The organism is Vibrio ruber DSM 16370, assembly GCF_900163965.1.
Taxonomy (GTDB): domain Bacteria; phylum Pseudomonadota; class Gammaproteobacteria; order Enterobacterales; family Vibrionaceae; genus Vibrio; species Vibrio ruber.
The window spans coordinates 21,603-39,967 of record NZ_FULE01000018.1; the positions used below are offsets into that span (position 1 = coordinate 21,603).

The following is an 18,365-nucleotide window of genomic DNA, read 5'->3' on the forward strand; positions in this document are numbered from 1 at the left end:
ATAACCTATCCGATCATATTGTTATCGGGTCGGTACTATTTAGAGGTAACGTTTTAGCAGATAGAGTTGCTCGAGCGCTTGTCTGGGCGTGAGACTATCGGGATCAAGCTCAGCGAGCTGCTTCTCTACTTCCGATGGCTCAGGCATCAGGCTCAGTTGGTTGGCAATATCAACTGTCGGTGATTGTCCTGTGCGTTTTCCGTCCAGCTGGTGGCTTTGCTCCAGTTGAGATAATTTCATCCGGGCATTTTTGATTACGGCTTTCGGCACACCAGCCAGTCCGGCAACGGCCAGCCCGTAGGATTTATTGGCAGCGCCTTCTTGTACCGCGTGCATGAAGGCAATGTTATCGCCATGTTCGACGGCATCAAGGTGGACATTGGCGAGATGCGGCAGTAAATCCGGGAGTTCGGTTAATTCGAAATAATGGGTGGCAAATAATGTCAGCGCGCCAATTTCTTTTGCCAGCCATTCTGCACTTGCCCATGCCAGAGAAAGGCCGTCGTAGGTACTGGTGCCGCGGCCGATTTCATCCATCAATACCAAACTATATTGAGTGGCATTGTGTAAGATATTGGCCGTTTCCGTCATCTCAACCATAAAGGTTGAACGTCCTGACGCCAGATCATCAGACGCTCCGATTCGAGTGAAGATACGATCCATGAGACCGATTCTGGCCGATTCAGCAGGAACATAACAGCCAATATGTGCCATCAATGCAATCAAGGCTGTCTGGCGCATATAGGTCGATTTACCGCCCATATTCGGCCCTGTAATAATCAGCATCTTGCGCTGAGGGTGCAAGGCAACGGGGTTGGCAATAAACGGGTCCTGCATCACCTGTTCGACAACCGGATGACGACCTGACTGGATATGGATCCCCGGCTCAGTGGTCAGTTCCGGACGACAGTAATCAAGAGTCTCGGCACGCTCGGCCAGATTTTGCAGTACGTCGAGTTGTGAAACCGCAGCGGAGAGTTCCTGAAGCTGTGCGAGGTAAGGCAGTAACTGATCAAATAATCCTTCCCACAGTTGCTTTTCCAGTGCCAGTGCTTTTGATTTTGAGTTCAGCACCTTATCTTCATGTTCTTTGAGCTCAGGAATAATGTAGCGTTCCGCGTTTTTCAGGGTCTGACGACGCACATAGTGCGGTGGCACCAGATGGCTTTGCCCCCGGCTGACCTGAATATAAAAACCGTGGACATTGTTATAACCGACTTTCAGCGTATCAATACCATGACGTTCCCGTTCATCATGTTCCAGTTGTTCCAGATATTCAGTCGCACCATCGGCCAGATTGCGCCATTCATCCAGTTCGGCATGATAACCGGTTGCTATAACACCGCCATCGCGGATCACCACCGGTGGATTTTCGACGATTGCTTGCTCCAGCAAGGTAGCAATTGGCTCAATCGGCTGACAATGTTGCGCAAGCTGCTGTAAATGTGAGTGGTGCAGTGATGATAAGCTGGTTTGTAGTTCCGGTAACTGATGCAACGCATGGCGCAGACGAGCCAGATCCCGAGGTCGGGCTGAGCGAATGGCTAAACGAGCCAGAATTCGTTCGATATCACCAATTTGTTTCAAGATGGGTTGTACGTCGCAAAAAACGCCCTGTTCTTTGAGTTCACCGATAGCATCAAGCCGGTGATTGAGCGCTTCAATCTGACGCATCGGTTGATGTAGCCAACGTTTGAGCATTCGGCTTCCCATCGGAGTCGCACAATGATCGAGTATTTCCGCCAGTGTATGCTCCGTCCCTCCGGACAGGTTTTGAGTCAGTTCCAGATTGCGCCGGGTGGCTGCATCCATGATCACCGTGGTGTCCTGACGATCATAGATCAGGGAGCGAATATGAGGGAGGGCAGTTCTTTGCGTGTCTTTGACATACTGAATCAGACAGCCGGCAGCACATAGCCCTTTTTCTGCGGTTTCGACCCCGAAGCCGACTAAATCTTTAGTGCCGAACTGTTGGTTTAACTGCTGCCTGGCTGTTTCCAGTTCAAACTCCCATACCGGACGACGACGGTTCCCTTTTCGGTTTCCCATCAGCTGAACGGCTTGGAAGTCTTCAGGAAAGAGCAGTTCTTTCGGGGCAGTGCGCTGCAATTCGGCTGCCATAGCCTCTTCACTGTCTAATTCACAAAGCTGGAAACGCCCTGAGGTCATATCAAGGGTCGCGTAGCCAAATTGCTGACCTTGTTGGTAAATTGCTGCAATCAGGTTATCGAGTCGTTCCGGTAATAGTGCTTCATCGGTAATGGTTCCCGGGGTGACAATGCGGACAACTTTCCGTTCTACCGGCCCTTTACTGGTAGCGGGGTCACCGATTTGTTCACAGATGGCTACCGACTCGCCGAGCTGAACCAGCTTGGCCAGATAGCCTTCAACGGCATGGAAAGGCACACCCGCCATCGGAATCGGTTCACCGGCGGAGGCCCCTCGCTTAGTCAGTGAAATATCCAGTAACTGAGAGGCGCGTTTCGCATCATCATAAAATAGTTCGTAAAAGTCCCCCATGCGATAAAACAGCAAAATATCAGGATTTTCGGCCTTGAGCTTCAGATACTGCTGCATCATGGGCGTATGTTTACTTTCTGGTGCTTTACTTGCGGTGGGATTATCGATCATCTTTATATTTCAATGCCAATTAGGTCGTGATAAAACGGCTCCCCCGACAGGCGTCACTATATTGAATGCGCTGGTGGGCCGAATGATGAATGCTGTGCGCCCGGAGAAATCACATGCGAGTGCTGAGCAATGGGGGAAAAGAATAGCAAACCAGCAATGAAGAGCGCAACAAACGCTTCGAGGAATTGGGGGAATGAAGCGTTGAGCGCTCTGAAAAGCAGATGCTATTTTAGTTCTTCGGGCAGGTCAGCAATATACACTGCCGGTACACCTTCAAAGTCGCTGGTAAATAATACCCCTTGATCATTCGGTGTAAAGGAAGGATGCGGATGGGTAATTTGACGATCACCATCGAGCACTTGCCAAGATGTACTGTGCTTTGCTAATCGGGAGAACGTTTTCTTTTGAGTATTGAGAATATAGAGAAATGGATCATTCTCGATGTTGTAGCTATCGGTATCGTTCACATCCGGTGGTGTATCACATCCGTCACCGACCATCAGCGAGCCGTCAAAGTTACTCATTAAGTGAGAACATGGCGGCATTTCCATGACGATTTCATTGTTTAGTGTTTGAGGATCAACACGACAGATAAGCCGTTCACTTTGTCCTTTCAGATAGGAAACATAAGCCATGGCACTGCCGTCGGGAATCCAGAATTCATGGGTACAGGATTCGCCCGGTGCATGGGATTTAACTTTGCGGACGTGATTACCATCCCCGTCCACCAGCCACATTCTGGCATCGACGAGATCATGGGGGCCTTCATGACAGAATCCGATAGTCTGATCATCAAACGGGCGATAGATCGGGTGACCCAGCCAAGCATTTTCCTGATGGATGACTTTGACGCCTCCGGTGGCAATATCGACCTGAATCAGGCGGCAGGTCGGATTGGTATGATAAAACTCAGCAAACTTCTCCCATGAGGTGAGTGGCTGCCAGCTATCTTTATGGATTTCTATCCCGACCAGTTTGGTACAAGAGGAGTTGGCAACCCAGGTACCATAACCTTTCCATGCTTCATCTACAGTATAAATCCGTGTTTCTTCGAGCGTTTTGAAATCAACTTTCATCAAGTTGCGTTCATTTTTGACATAGAAAAAACTTTGCTCATCGGATGAAATAAACCCGCCGAAGGTGTTATCTCCGGAGCCTTCCGTCAATTGTGTTGCTTGTCGGGTGTTGAGATCGAGCAGATAGTAATTTCGGTTGGTATCGAAGTCACCGGCAAAGAGTAATTTTTGCCCGTCTTCGGTAAAACATTTCTGATAAAAATAGTTGCGATGACAGATCACATCTTTGGGGGTCAGCCGTGTCACTTTGACCTGTGTATCCGAATCAATGAAGCTTTCAAAATCAAGGCTGATGACATCACCTTTAGCCATGAATGTTCTCCTGTTATGTCAGGCTGCCTTACCGGCAGCCTTTATGATATGACTGAATAAACCTGAATTCACGAACTGAGTTAACGAACGGGAATCGCTTTGCCTTGCAGCTCTTCTATCCGGGCACTTTTTTTCAAGGCAAAACCAACGATGAAAATGACCGCTGCACACGCAAGAAACATCAGTCGTCCCCACAATGGGTTCGGGATGAGGATCATCAGCGTCAGACCACCAGCCATATAGGTGACCAATGTACCGAGTTTGGCTCGTTGCATCCGGTCAAATTGATCCTGATCTTTATCCGTTACGACACACTCAGTGGCGACATCGTTAAAGAATTTTTCTGTTTCGGCTTTATGAGTGTCGTTAGACTCCCGGTAAAAGAGTGTCGTCAGGCAGAAGAATCCAGCGGTTAAGAACAAGTGTGCAGCAATGGTAATCATGGTTCGCATCTCACTGGTTTCTCTGCCGGTCAGACTTTCAATACCAAACCAGCCGGCGATGAATTGTGGTGTGAAGACTTTCACAACCAACAAAGACACAAACATCCCGAATACAACCGTTGCCCAAGGTGCCCATTTGGGGGTTTTACGAATTAAGATTCCGAGGAATAGCGGCACCAGAACCGGGGATTGCAGTAAAGTCGCAACCTGCATCATCAGGTCAAACAGACTCAGACTTTTCAGCGAGTTAAAGAATTGAGCCATTAAAATGACCAGAATACCATTCACCAGACAGGCCAGTTGCCCGACGCGCAGCAGCTCTTTGTCTTTCGCTTGGCCGTGACGAACAATGTTGGCGTAGAAACTACGTACGAAGATCCCTGAATTCCGGTTCAGTGCTGAATCCATTGATGACATTGTGGCCGCGAAAAGACCAGCCATGAGTAATCCGACAGTGCCTAATGGCATGGTTTCCCGGGCAAAGACCAGATAGACCGCGTCTCTGGCTTTGGCACCGAGCTCGGGATAGGCTTGTGCTGCATCGGGGTAAAGAATGGCTGATGCCCAAGGCGGGATAAACCAAATAACGGCACCGACCATCATCATAATTAACGCCATTAATGCGGCTTTACTTGCATTCCGTGAATCTTTGGCATTAAGAAAACGATAGGACTCCTGCATGTTGTTGATACTTTGTAACTGTTTGACAATAAAGAAGATAAAGGTACAAACCAACAGCAATGGATAATTCATATCCGGGCCGGAAACAAATCCGCCGGGGAATTCACGAATAATTTCACCCGGTCCTCCGACGAAGTAGAGTGCAACCACAGCACAGGCTACAGAAACGACGGCAACTACCAATGTTTGAATAAAGTCCGATGCCACCACTCCCCAAGCACCACTTAGCAGTGAAATGACCAACACAGCAGCACCAGTGACATAAATTGTGGTGATAATATTGGCATTAAAGACTGCTGATGCAAACACACCAAGCCCGTTCAGCCACACCCCGGCATTAATTACACTGAGCGGAATAATCACCCATGTAAAGAATTGCTCGTTCCCATTACCGAAACGGCGTTTGATACCTTCGGTTGGTGTATCGACACGCATTTGGCGGAAACGGCGGGCAAAATAGAAGTGGGCAAAAACATAAGCCACCATATTACCGATGAACACGGCAAGCACCGCAAAACCATCGTTAAATGCCTTTCCCGCCGCCCCGGTAAATGTCCAGGCAGAAAACTGGGTCATAAATGCTGTTGCACCCACCATCCACCAGAGCATTTTACCGCCGCCTCTGAAGTAGTCACTGGTACTGGCGCTCGCCATTTTCTTGAACAGTAGACTGATTGCGATCATCAGCGCGAAGTAACCTGCAATCACAAGATAGTCATATTGCATTGCTTATCCCTTTATAAGTATTTGATGGGGGTATTTTTAAACAAAAAAATAAAAAGGTGTGTGATTAATATCAAAACGATGGTTCAATTTTGTTTTTTTATAATTAAGTGTGAGGTGTGTCGAGATTAAACATGACCTTACTGACAGGAATTGGGTCAGTAGCATTGCACGACAAAAGAAGAGAGCGATCCGCTGAAGGGATAAGCGCTGGCTCATCTGTCATGTTTGCATGAGTTTAGAACACCTTGACGAATAAGGGATTAGAATCTATATAAATCAGATGGTTATACTGACTTATTTGCGATGAATGTCAGGTTTCTGAGTGAAACCTGACATGTCACATCAAGCTGGGCAAGAGGTTGATCAGGGGTGCTGATTGAACCATGTCAGGATGTTTTTTACGGCCGTTTGACCGGGAACAGCTGCCTGAGATGAAATTTTGGCAGCCTGTTTTAGCTTGGATAACGTCTCGGCAGTGGGATGTGCTCCCTGAGCGTTGGTGGATTGACCATCGACAATCAGCGTATTATTTCGACGTATTTCTGCATTCACGACATCATTGTACGGACTGGCAGAATAGAAGCGATAAGAGCTGTTGTCGGTGAATATGCCTTGTTTCTGAGTGTCAGTGTAAGGGCTTTTTCTGATCAGGAAGTTAAAACGCTTGTTATCAATCGCAACATTGTTTTCAAGGGTCAAACGGCCCGGATTAAAATTATCGGTAAAACCATCCATATTATTTTGATAAGCAAGATTATTCTTAATGATATGTGCGACCGGTAGACCTTCTCCGCCAAGTTTGAATCCATTTCCCCGGCTGCCGCCTCTGGCTTTGACCTGCAGTGTCTGGCCATTTTTATAAGAGATTGAATCGATAATGGTCACGACACCATTGGGACCGTCTTCGACTTTATTGAACAGATCCCAGCCATCATCGATGTTGTGATGAGAGATACAACGGATAAAGGTATTGCCATCTCCGATGCGCATCTTGGCAGCAAATCCATCGGCATTGATCCGGGAAGGATCCATATTGTTATAGCTTTGACTATCTTGCACTAGGTTATGGCTCGCCCAAAATGCGCGAGGAGATTTTGCCGGTGAGGTAATTTGAAAGCCCGTATCTGAGGCGTCATGGGTAATAATGCGATCAAATGTATTGTGGCTGCCGTGGACAATATAGCGAGCGCCCGCGACTTCAAGGTGAGAAACATGCCAGTAGTTTGCCTGATGGGTAATATCCCCGGTAAAACGAACATGATCCCCTCCGGCTTTCAGGGTTTTGAGCTGATTTTTTTGTCCACTGGCGGTCAGTGGTATGAGTAGCGCACCATATTCACCATCTTCCAGTGTGATGGTTCCACCCGTAGGGAGGAGTCGAATCGCATTTTTGAGGGTAAGCCGACCATGACTACCAGTAGGATTGACACGTAAATGCATTGGATCTTTGAGCGCTACACGGGTGACAGTTTGCTGATATTGCCTGGCAGAACGGTCAGCGCCTTCTGTCGGTGTAAAGTGGAGCGAAAAGAGCGTTGTTGGATTTTTTAAATGTGTTGCAGCACTGAAGAGTTGGCCTGCTGCCACTTTTTGGTCTTTGATCAGTAATTGCTTATCTTGATAGAGAGTAAAGGTGCCGGTATCACTGGCACGAGACTGAAACAGGTAATCTGCCGTAGCAGACTGATTGGGTGATGCAGGTTGTAGCACCAGTGGTTCAGGTTGAGGATGATAGGCCGGTGCTTTGGTTAGCGTACCCGAATGGACGGTCAGATGTGCATTGCTGATGGTGACTTTGGCATTACGCGAGGCAAAGAAACCCACATATTGGTGTTTTGGATCCTGCATGGCGATGATATTGGTATTCGCGCCTTTGATGGGATGGGTCTCGCTGATATCGCCATAATGATAGGTCGCGGTATAGCCAGCATCTGTCCGGCTGAGTGACATCTGGTAGGCGATATCATTGCCATAAGGGACGCTTTTGATGAATTCATCCCGGACGATGTGATTACCTTTGGTTCCCCAAGGCTGATAAACCCCTTCGCGGTAGGTGGCATTGACATTTATCAGCCCGTTACTTTTCTTTTTGTTGGCGCGCAATACATGCATCACCATATTGGATGCCGCAGGGAACTCTTCTGCACCGGGAGGCTGGGGATCTAAACGCGCAGAGCCAAGAATATCACGAACCATGATTCCCGCACCTTCCTGACGATTCGGGGTCGAGCCGGTTTCTGGACCAAGCTGGTTGAGTACCATGGTTGCTGATAAAGTGAAATTCGCATTGGCAGGAAGTTCCGTGTAGTAAAATGTCACGCCTTCATGTGAGTTCGCCAGTTTGCCGCCACGACTTTCTATCGTAAATGTGTTGAGAAGCGGCCCGGGCTGCACGGATTGCCCATTGAAGGTGACTGCATTGAGCCCGATTTTTTCCGGCAAAATTGTCGATGCAAAATTTAGATCGGTTGACTGACCGAAGGTTATCGCCTGCCACGTTAAATCCTGAGGTGCGGGGAGCGAACTATACTGTGAACAGGCAGATAAAGACAAAACCGACGTCATGAGTAGTGTCGTTCTGTTCCGTTTCATGATGGTGAACCTCTTATTGAAAAAGAAAAGGCTGAATCCGAAGCCGTGTGACACCTTCACATGTCCCCATATGACAGCCTGATATAGAGCCCCTGAGTTATCGTCCTGAAGCTGTTGCCGTTGGTGCCATGCCTATGAAGAACGATTTAAGGGGCAGATATCGATAAAATGCGGAGCAGTCCCAACCGTTGGGCGTTTGTATCTATATTGTTCATATCGAATTGTTCGTATGGATATAGCAGCGGTGCTGATTCGATATCTGCCCGGATGCTCCATAAGCAAAATCAGCCACTTAGAAATTGTATTTCAAACCGATCCGGTAACGTGGGACGTATTGATCTTTACCGTCTGTGCTTTTGGTCGTTTCCTGAGATGTGAGCCCGAATTCGACAAACGGACGCCAGCCATTCTCCCAGCCTTGATATTCAGCGAACAAGTTGACTAAGTTCAGGTAATTGTTATCACCGTCATAGCCACTGGAAGCGGATTGTTCGAACTTGCCTTCGAAGTCGATTCCTACGTTATACAGTTCCAGCTGATACGCGGTCACAAAGTTGACCTGACTGTAATGTGAATTCGGTGAGTCATCGGACGGCACTTTCATTCCGTAGCGGTAGCGGAGGGATGCATTCCAGCTATCACTGATTTTATAGACGCCTTTTAAATCAAATTTATGCACGATAGCGCTTGAAGATGAGTCCAGTGCATAGGCGGGCTGCAGTTTAAAATTCTCATTGATGGTGTAGTTGTAACCGATTTTCGTTTCGTGACCGGCACTCTTCATTTCACCAAAATTTACGCTGTCTTTTTCGTAGCCCCATTTCACTTCTTCACTGATACCGATGCCATTATCAAACTGATGTGAAATGGATAATCGATCTCGATGACGTGCAGCTTTTTCACCGGCTTCAGGAATAAACTCATGACGGACGTTCAGTGATGTCGCATGTACAGCGCCAGTTGTAAGACCCAGAAGCAGAGCAGAGGTAATTAATTTAATTTTCATATTGAAACACCGTTTTGTTATTTGTATTTTTCGGTTTTAATTTAGTGTTGTTTTAAATGTGTTTGAACCGATTAGTATGAATAACGTGATCTGTGAAGCGGTGTTTTACTATAAGTGTCTCAATAAACGTGATCTCTCTAGTATTTGCTGATTTTTCTTCATAATTTCGTGTTTGTGGAAAGGTCAATGGATCTGGTTTTTTATTTTAATTTATTTAACTAATTGATTTAGAATTGATTTGTCTTGTGTTTTTGGTGTGGTGTACAGTGTGTTTTTGATTCGTATGAGGTTTTTATTTTGTCTGTATGAGCTTTTGTGATGGTTTTAATACTTGATTTTTCTGGTTTTTGTTCCCGAAATGAAGCACTTTAATGTTACTGATGAGTAAGTCACTATGTTGGTTTTTGTTTTTATATAAAATGAAACTGTATTTTATATTTTTTGTTTTTATTTTTATAAAATGGTATTCGAGATCACAAATATGAGGTTGAGTGCTGGCAGTTCAGATAGGATTCAGTTTAATAGAAATAACCAATCCGAATGAAAGGTTCATCTGAATTGATCATTTGGCCACTGTCGAGTTTTTCAGAGGACGAGAGCAATATGTATGAAAGTCGTAAGCTGGGACTTGCTTACCTGTCGCCTTATATTATCGGGCTGTTGGTTTTTACTGCATTTCCCTTTGTATCGTCATTTCTGATGAGTTTTACCGATTACGATCTGATGACGTCACCAGAGTACGTTGGTATTGAAAACTATCGGTATATGCTGACGGAAGATGACCTGTTTTGGAAATCCATGAGTGTCACATTCTTGTATGTGTTCTTGACCATTCCAGTGAAGTTAGCGTTCGCCCTGTTCATCGCCTTTATCTTGAATTTCAAGTTGCGCGGTATCCGTTTTTTCAGAACGGCATATTATATTCCCTCAATCCTTGGCAGTAGTATTGCCATTGCAGTTTTATGGCGGGCATTATTTGCCATCGATGGGGTATTAAACGGTATGTTGGCCCTCGTTGGTATTGATGCCGTGAACTGGCTTGGTGAACCATCTTTTGCGCTGTTTTCAATCACACTGTTACGTGCTTGGCAATTTGGTTCTGCCATGGTGATTTTTCTGGCTGCTTTGCAGAATGTGCCTCAATCTCAGTATGAAGCAGCATTGATTGACGGAGCCAGCAAATGGCAGATGTTTATCAAGGTCACCGTTCCTCTCATTACACCCGTTATTTTCTTTAACTTTATCATGCAAACCACACAGGCTTTTCAGGAGTTTACCGCACCTTATGTGATTACCGGTGGCGGGCCGATGAAGTCAACCTATCTGATCTCGCTCTACATCTACGAGACCGCGTTTAAGTTTTTTGATATGGGATACGGAAGTGCACTGGCATGGGCGCTGTTTATTGTTGTGGCCATATTTACATCAATCACATTTCGTTCTTCGAAATACTGGGTGTTCTATTCCGGTGATAAGGGAGGTAAGTAGTTATGGCTTCAGTCGTGAGTGTCTCTGCGGAGCAGAAAAACAGCCATCAGAGCTATGCAGCGAATGATCGCACCATTCGCCGTGAAAAAATCAATGCTGCAATTCGTTATACGATTCTGATTATTGTCGGTGTGATGATGCTCTATCCGCTGCTGTGGATGTTTTCTGCCGCAATGAAACCTAACCATGAAATCTTTTCGTCAATGAACTTGATCCCGAGTGAGTGGAGTCTGGATGGGTTTATTAATGGGTGGAAGACCGGCACGGAATACACATTCGGCCATTATATCCTGAATACCTTTGCTTATGTTCTGCCGAAGGTTTTTGTGACCGTTGTGTCGTCCACCATTGTTGCGTACGGATTTGCCCGGTTTGATATCCCATGGAAAAAATTTTGGTTTGCCACGCTCATTGCCACGATCTTGTTACCGCAATCAGTTTTGCTGATTCCACAATATTTGATGTTTCGTGAGATGGGATTGCTTGACACGTATTTGCCGCTCTATCTGCCTTTCGCATTCGCAACACAAGGGTTCTTTGTCTTTATGCTGATCCAGTTTTTGCGCGGGGTTCCGACTGATATGGAAGAGGCGGCAATGATTGATGGATGTAATTCTTTTCAGGTGCTCTGGCATGTGGTTGTGCCGGTCATTCGCCCTGCAATCATCTCCGTGGCACTGTTCCAGTTTATGTGGTCGGTAAACGACTTTCTAGGCCCGCTTATCTACATTTCCAGCGTTGAAAAGTACCCCATTGCACTGGCATTGAAAATGTCCATTGATGTCACGGAAGGCGCAAGGTGGAACGAAATTCTGGCAATGGCTTCAATCGCTATCATTCCTTCAATTCTGGTGTTCTTTATGTCACAGAAATATTTTGTCGAAGGCGTCACCAGCAGCGGTATTAAAGGTTAAATTCTGAGGAGTAATCACAATGGCGGAAGTGAAGTTTAACAAATTAGAGAAGGTCTACTCGAACGGCTTTAAAGCAGTGCACGGAGTTGATTTAACGATTCATGACGGTGAATTCATGGTGATTGTCGGCCCTTCCGGTTGTGCCAAATCGACCACTCTGAGAATGCTTGCCGGTCTGGAAAATGTGACCGGTGGCGAAATCGTCATTGGCGGGCAAGTCGTCAATAATCTTGCCCCGAAAGACCGGGGGATAGCGATGGTGTTTCAGAATTATGCACTGTATCCCCATATGACGGTACGAGAAAATCTGGGCTTTGGGCTCAGGCTGCAAAAATTGCCAAAGCATGAAATCGATCAGCGGGTCGAAGAAGCTGCCAACATTCTTGAGATAGAGGAGTTACTTGACCGTTTGCCAAGACAGTTGTCCGGTGGTCAGGCACAGCGTGTTGCCGTCGGGCGGGCAATTGTGAAAAAACCAGATGTTTTCTTGTTCGATGAACCGTTATCGAATCTCGATGCTAAATTGCGTGCTTCTATGCGGGTACGTATTACTGACCTGCACCGTCATCTGAAACGTGAAAATCACCCGGCAACTGCGGTTTATGTCACTCATGATCAAACAGAAGCGATGACCATGGGAGATCGAATCTGCGTGATGAAGCAGGGTGAGATTATGCAGGTTGATACACCGGATCAGCTCTACAACAATCCCGTCAATATGTTTGTGGCCGGATTTATCGGGGCTCCGGAGATGAATATGTGCGATGTCACGCTTGCTGAGCAGGGAGATGACATGGCCGTTCTGTTAGATGAACAAATCTTACATCTTCCGGCACATAAGGCTGCCACCATCCGCCGTCATGGGTATCAAAAAACCGTGTTAGGGATTCGCCCTGACAGTATCACGCTCGCGCTGACGGAACCCGGAATCGGGCAGCAAACGATCATCGGGGATGTGATTCGTCTGGAAAATATGGGGCATGAAGTGTATGTCCATTTCCGGACCGGACGGCATGAATTTATCGCCAGAATACCGATTGATGATGTCCGGGATAAGCTCAATATGGAATTGAGATCCGGGGTGACGTTTGTGGTGGATATGAACAAAGCACATATCTTCGACAAGGAGACGGAAAAGAATATCTCTATACAACAATAAATAAACCGGAGAATAACAATCACTTATTTGGAGACTAATCCATGAATAAAAAGGTACTGACTACACTGATATCTGCTGTCATTGCAACTGCCTCTGTGGCAGTTCAGGCTCAAACTGAACTGCGGATGTCTTGGTGGGGCGGGAATAATCGCCACCAAGCCACCTTGCAAGCGCTGGAAAAATTTCAGGAAAGATACCCTGATATAAAAGTCAAAGGTGAATATACCGGTTGGGACGGTCATTTATCTCGCCTGACCACGCAGATTGCAGGTAATACTGAGCCGGATGTCATGCAGACCAACTGGAACTGGATGCCGATTTTTTCCCGGGACGGCAAAGGGTTTTATGACATGAATGCCCAAGCGGAAACACTGCAGTTGTTTAATTTTCCCGGTGCGCTCGGGTTAACGACAGTTGACGGTAAACTGAACGGTCTGCCGGTCAGTATGACTTCTCGGGTGTTCTTTTATAATCGCGATATGTGGATGAAAGCCGGTGTCGGTTATCCACAATCATGGGATGAATTGATGAAGGTCGGGCTGGTTTTCAAAGAAAAGCTCGGTGATGATTATTATCCGTTAGTCATTGAAGCGCGTGATGTTTTTGCCATGAATCGCTCTTATTTCATTCAAAAGTATGGCAAAGATATCATCAATCACGACACCAACCTGATCAACTTCAACCAAGAGGAAATGGCTCAATTCTTTCAGCTTTATGTTGATCAGGTCAAAAATCATCTTTTCCCTTCCACAAAAGAGTTCGCTTCTTATGGCAAAGGCAATATGTATGAGATGCGTCCGTGGATCGACGGTCGGTTTGGCGGACTTTATATGTGGGATACCGCCATTGGCAAATATGCGGCAAATTTAGCGCCTCCGATGACTTTGGAGCTAGGGCCTTATCCGATGCTTGAAGGTGCGACAGATTCCGGATTGCTGGCAAGACCTTCGATGATGTTCTCTATTGGGAGAAATACCAAGCATCCTAAAGAAGCCGCGTTGTTGGTGGACTTTTTACTCAATGATCCGGCCGGAGTCAAAGCCATGGGACTTGCCCGTGGGATACCAATCAGTCTGACCGGATTTAAAACCTTACAGGATGATGGTCAGATTGATGATAAAAGTCTGTCTTATCAAGGCTATCGTTTAGCACAGCAATTGCCAAAGCACGTCATCCCGACCCCCTACACTGATAATGCACAGTTACTGGAGTTATTTGAAGAGTCAATGCAGCAACTGGATTACGGTCAGACAGATGTTGAAGGGGCTGCTAAAAACTTCCTGCGTCGTGGTAATCGAGTACTCAAACGGATTGCTGATTAAACCCATCGTTCTGTTTACCTTGATTGGTTACCGAGATTTTTACTTTGTCTGGTCATTCGATAAAAGCCCCGGAGACGGGGCTGTATCTATTTGAATTGGAGTGGTTGCATGTCTGAATTTCGACGGTCGCGGTTGGCTATCGTGACTCGCTTTTATCAACAGGCGTTGACATTGGCGCGTTCTGAAAATTCCCCACGATTGGCGGATGGTCTTTGTGTGGCATCCGGCAAACCGGTTTGCTGGACCTATCCGGATGGCCGACGTGTTGCCATGAGTAACTTTGCCAGCCAGCAAAATCTGATGCGTGGGTTGACAGCAAGCAGTATTGTGACGGGAGATGACGCTTTTCTGCGACAGGCACAAGAGACGACCGCTTATTTTCTCGATCACCATGTTGATCAGCGTAGTGGATTGTTTCACTGGGGTGGACATCTGTTTGTTGACCTCAACTCAGGTCATCCGGAGGGGCCGGAGAGTAAAGCCCGGGTGCACGAGCTGAAGCACCACTTTCCTTATTATGATTTACTTCATCAAATTCGCCCTGAAGTGACGAAATCTTATCTGCAAGGATTCTGGGCTGCTCATGTGACCGACTGGAAAAAACTGGATCTCACACGCCACGGTGAGTATGGGCAACCATTTCCGGCAAACATTTTTCAGCAACATCGCCCTGAACCGGTGGTGGATCCGCATCAGTGGCCACAGTTACCGGAGACCGTCGGGTTAACGTTTGTGAATGCTTCAACCGATTTAATTTATGCGGCGGTACACTACTATCGTTACACAGGGGAGCAAGGCGCTTTAGACTGGGCGAAACATTTATATCATCAATTTGTTCTGGCACGACATCCGGATACCGGAATGCCGGTTTACCAATTTTCTTCACCGCAACAGCGTGAACCTGTCCCGGATAATGATCGTTTAACCTACTCCTGGTTTGGGGATCGGGCTGCCCGTCAGTTTGGTCCTGAGTTTGGTGCGATCGCCCGTGAAGCCAATGTGCTGTTTCGGGATTGTTGGCCGTTGATTATGGATAATCCGCTGGCGATGATGACTTGTGCCGAGCAAGTCGGTGATCGGCAGTGGCTTGAATGGATTGCCGACGGATTAAAAGCTTATTTTCGTTATGCGTGGGATGAACAAGACAACCAAATGATCCCAATGTGGAATAGTGGCCAGGATATGACCGGGTACACTTTTGTCCGTGATGGTTATTACGGAGATAAAGGGACGACATTGTCACGTCAACCTGCTGATCCGGCTTATTTATTGCCATTGATGAAAGCTGCATTTTTGACGGATGATCCTGAATTATACCGACTGGCGAGCCGCATGTTCGCACGATTTGAATTAGGGGCGCTTGATCCGGTAACGCTTGCTCCGATTCACCTTGCTCAAACGACTTCATGTACCTCGGCTTATCTGATTTTTGCGCTGTTGGAACTCAATCAACATCATCCGGCACCGGAGCTGTTGCATCTGGCTGATTCAGTCGCGGAAAATTTACTGGCACAACACTATCATACCGAGAGCGGGCTGTTTATTGCGCATTCTCAGCAGAAGAATGCCCGGTTTGATGACCCGATCCCTTATGCTTTAGTGGCGATAGAAGCTGCATACCAACAATGCTATGCGCAACTCCCACCACTACTTTCTACGGGCGGATATTTACATGGTGAACAACGTATTGCCGGGGAGATAAAAGTGGTGTACGACCGTGATGTGATTTATGAACAGCCTTATCCTGAGATGGCCATGTCAACGGGGCCTGCTGTGTGAATGAAGCATCTGCCTCTGTAACGTATTCCAATCCCCGCCGATGTTTTTGGTTACGTAAGCGACATCGCGTTTTATTCAGGCGTGATATTTGGCCATTTGCATGGCCGATTTTTATTGAACTGACTTGTGTGGTGATGATGGGCATCATCAGTACGATTCTGGTGAGTCGGCTCGGTGCACAAGAGACGGCTGCGGTTGGTATTACGGATAGTATTACGTGGGTTGTCATTTCACTGTTGTCTGCGATTGCACTGGGTGGATCGGTGGTGATCGCACAAGCTTTCGGACGTTCGGAGCGGAAAAACGCACAGAACCATGCGAGTCAGGTGATGTCTCTCAGTGTCTTGATAAGTTTGGTCGCTTTAGTGCTCATCTACTGTTTTGTTGCACCGGTTTTGTCCGTGGTTGCTTATGGCGCGACTGCTCAGGTTATTAATTTAAGTGAACTTTACCTTAAGATTATTGTTTTTAGTTACCCGGCTTTAGCGATTACATTGGCCGGTAGTGGCGTGCTGAGAGCCGTCGGAAACTCTCGTTTGCCGGCATTCAGTAACATTATGATGAATCTGCTCAATGTCGCATTCAGTTATCCGTTAATCTATGGAATTGATGAATTCATTTCCGGAGGTTGGGGCGGATTAGGGTTGGTTGGTTCTGGTATCGGTATAATCGCGGCTCGCTGGGTTGGTGCGGCGCTGATTGTGATTTGTCTGATTCGCAATACAACCTTAAAAATTCAGTTGCAGCAGTATTTTCGTCCTTTTCAGCGGGAAACACTGGTGGAGATTTTAGCCATCGGCATTCCGGCCAGTATTGAGTCGTTGATGTTTAATCTGGGCAAACTCATTACTCAAATCATGGTCGCAGGGATGGGGACGGTTGCGATGGCGGGTAATGTTGTGACCTTTTCGGTATTACTACTGTTAAATATTCCCGGTAATACACTGGCGATGACATCAACCGTATTGATTGGTAAACGTTTGGGGCAACAAAAACCGAATGTGGCATATCAAGAGATGAAGTTGATCTTCTGGCTGGCAACCATTTTGCTCACTCTGTTTGCGGTACTGTTTGTACCAATGGCAGACACAGTCGCCCGTTTTTATATCTCGGACAATGAGGTGGTCGGTGTGGTCACCAACTTACTGTTGATTAATGCATTCATGACACCTGTCTGGGGGGCTTCTTTTGTCTTACCGGCAGCATTTAAAGGAGCGAAGGATGCGACTTTCTGTATGTGGGTCGCGATTGCTAGTATGTGGGGCGGACGAATGGTGCTGGGGTATATTCTCGGGATTACCTTGGGTATGAATATCTATGGTGTCTGGCTTGGTATGTATGTCGATTGGTGGGCTCGCGGTGTTATCTATTTCTACCGTATGGTGACTCAGGGCTGGTTGACCGTCTATCGGAGAAAAGCACGATCGTAGTCTCTCTATTGTCGTAGAAAGCATCTGTAGCTGTAGAAAAAATCTCGCAAAAAGACACGTGATTTACACCCGTGTGGTTAATGCGAGAGTCCCGATATGACTACATGTGGTATTCAGCGTTTAGCTAAACGGTTAATTGAGTGATGATTTGTTTCGCCAACAGCCCCTAACGGATGATCGTTGCAACTTCCTTGACGAGCGTTGCCAGTTCATCCCATTTTTCTTCATTGATCAGTTGATTGGGAACCATCCATGTGCCTCCGCAAGCCAATACACTCGGGATGTTCAGATACGCTTTAATATTCTGAGGATTAATACCTCCCGTTGGCATAAAGTGCACCGGATAGACCGCTGACATCGCTTTGAGCATCGCAATACCACCCGATGGTTCGGCAGGGAAGAACTTCAGGGTTTTCAGCCCCATTTCCATTGCTTGCTCAACCAGACTCGGGTTGTTGATTCCCGGAATAATGGCAATTTCTCTTTGCTGGCAATATTTCACCGTCGTTGGATTAAATCCCGGACTGACAATAAAATCGGCGCCAGCTGTAATAGCCGCATCAACCTGAGCTGTTGTCAGTACTGTTCCTGCGCCAATTAGCATCTCCGGATAGGCTTCACGCATATAAGCGATCGCTTGTGCTGCTTGTGGTGTCCGGAAAGTGACTTCAGCACAAGGCAGGCCATTCTCAATCAATACTTGTGCCAGTTTGACGGCCTTTTGTGCGTCGTCTAGTGCAATGACCGGAATGACGCCGATGGTTTCCAGCTGTTGTTCGAGTGTTTTCATCTTGTTCCTTCATTAT

General features: G+C 46.8%; 12 protein-coding genes. 6 read left to right on the forward strand and 6 right to left on the reverse strand.

Going from position 1 to position 18,365, the window contains the following annotated elements; genetic code table 11:
* Positions 1-39: 39 nt before the first annotated feature.
* From mutS to VR7878_RS07045, 5 genes are all read right to left on the reverse strand, one after another.
* Positions 40-2,631, reverse strand: a complete 2,592-nt coding sequence (mutS, locus tag VR7878_RS07025) for a DNA mismatch repair protein MutS (protein WP_077334725.1) — start codon at positions 2,629-2,631, stop codon at positions 40-42.
* Between the two features lie 224 nt (positions 2,632-2,855).
* Positions 2,856-4,019 (reverse strand): oligogalacturonate lyase family protein, encoded by a 1,164-nt coding sequence (locus VR7878_RS07030; protein ID WP_077334727.1) that lies wholly within the window; start codon positions 4,017-4,019, stop codon positions 2,856-2,858.
* A gap of 80 nt (positions 4,020-4,099) precedes the next feature.
* Positions 4,100-5,869 carry a sodium:solute symporter family protein gene (locus VR7878_RS07035; RefSeq protein WP_077334729.1) on the reverse strand — a complete coding sequence of 590 codons (1,770 nt, stop codon included), beginning with the start codon at positions 5,867-5,869 and terminating at the stop codon, positions 4,100-4,102.
* A 363-nt stretch (positions 5,870-6,232) separates the two neighbouring features.
* Positions 6,233-8,461: a right-handed parallel beta-helix repeat-containing protein gene (locus VR7878_RS07040; RefSeq protein ID WP_077334731.1), complete on the reverse strand. Its 2,229-nt coding sequence runs from the start codon at positions 8,459-8,461 to the stop codon at positions 6,233-6,235.
* Positions 8,462-8,753: 292 nt separating this feature from the next.
* Positions 8,754-9,467: an oligogalacturonate-specific porin KdgM family protein gene (locus VR7878_RS07045; RefSeq protein WP_077334733.1), complete on the reverse strand. Its 714-nt coding sequence runs from the start codon at positions 9,465-9,467 to the stop codon at positions 8,754-8,756.
* 603 nt (positions 9,468-10,070) lie between these two features.
* Here VR7878_RS07045 and VR7878_RS07050 point away from each other — a divergent pair.
* The 6 genes from VR7878_RS07050 to VR7878_RS07075 all read left to right on the forward strand — a co-directional run bounded on the left by VR7878_RS07050 (position 10,071) and on the right by VR7878_RS07075 (position 17,559).
* Entirely contained in the window at positions 10,071-10,955 is an 885-nt protein-coding gene (locus tag VR7878_RS07050; protein ID WP_059121587.1) for a carbohydrate ABC transporter permease, read from the forward strand.
* A 2-nt stretch (positions 10,956-10,957) separates the two neighbouring features.
* Entirely contained in the window at positions 10,958-11,869 is a 912-nt protein-coding gene (locus tag VR7878_RS07055) for a carbohydrate ABC transporter permease (protein WP_077334735.1), read from the forward strand.
* A 19-nt stretch (positions 11,870-11,888) separates the two neighbouring features.
* Complete coding sequence (locus tag VR7878_RS07060) at positions 11,889-13,028, forward strand: ABC transporter ATP-binding protein (RefSeq protein ID WP_077334737.1); 1,140 nt, start codon at positions 11,889-11,891, stop codon at positions 13,026-13,028.
* Between the two features lie 41 nt (positions 13,029-13,069).
* The gene (locus tag VR7878_RS07065) at positions 13,070-14,350 is read left to right on the forward strand and encodes an ABC transporter substrate-binding protein (protein WP_077334739.1); all 1,281 of its coding nucleotides are present in this window, start codon (positions 13,070-13,072) and stop codon (positions 14,348-14,350) included.
* Positions 14,351-14,458: 108 nt separating this feature from the next.
* Entirely contained in the window at positions 14,459-16,129 is a 1,671-nt protein-coding gene (locus tag VR7878_RS07070) for a pectate lyase (RefSeq protein WP_077334741.1), read from the forward strand.
* On the forward strand, positions 16,126-17,559 hold the full coding sequence (locus tag VR7878_RS07075; RefSeq protein ID WP_077334743.1) for an EmmdR/YeeO family multidrug/toxin efflux MATE transporter: 1,434 nt from the start codon (positions 16,126-16,128) through the stop codon (positions 17,557-17,559). Before VR7878_RS07070 ends, VR7878_RS07075 begins: the two co-directional genes overlap by 4 nt.
* 166 nt (positions 17,560-17,725) lie before the next feature.
* On the opposite strand, the gene VR7878_RS07080 is transcribed toward VR7878_RS07075, so the two are convergent.
* Positions 17,726-18,349, reverse strand: a complete 624-nt coding sequence (locus VR7878_RS07080) for a bifunctional 4-hydroxy-2-oxoglutarate aldolase/2-dehydro-3-deoxy-phosphogluconate aldolase (RefSeq protein WP_077334745.1) — start codon at positions 18,347-18,349, stop codon at positions 17,726-17,728.
* Positions 18,350-18,365: the final 16 nt, after the last annotated feature.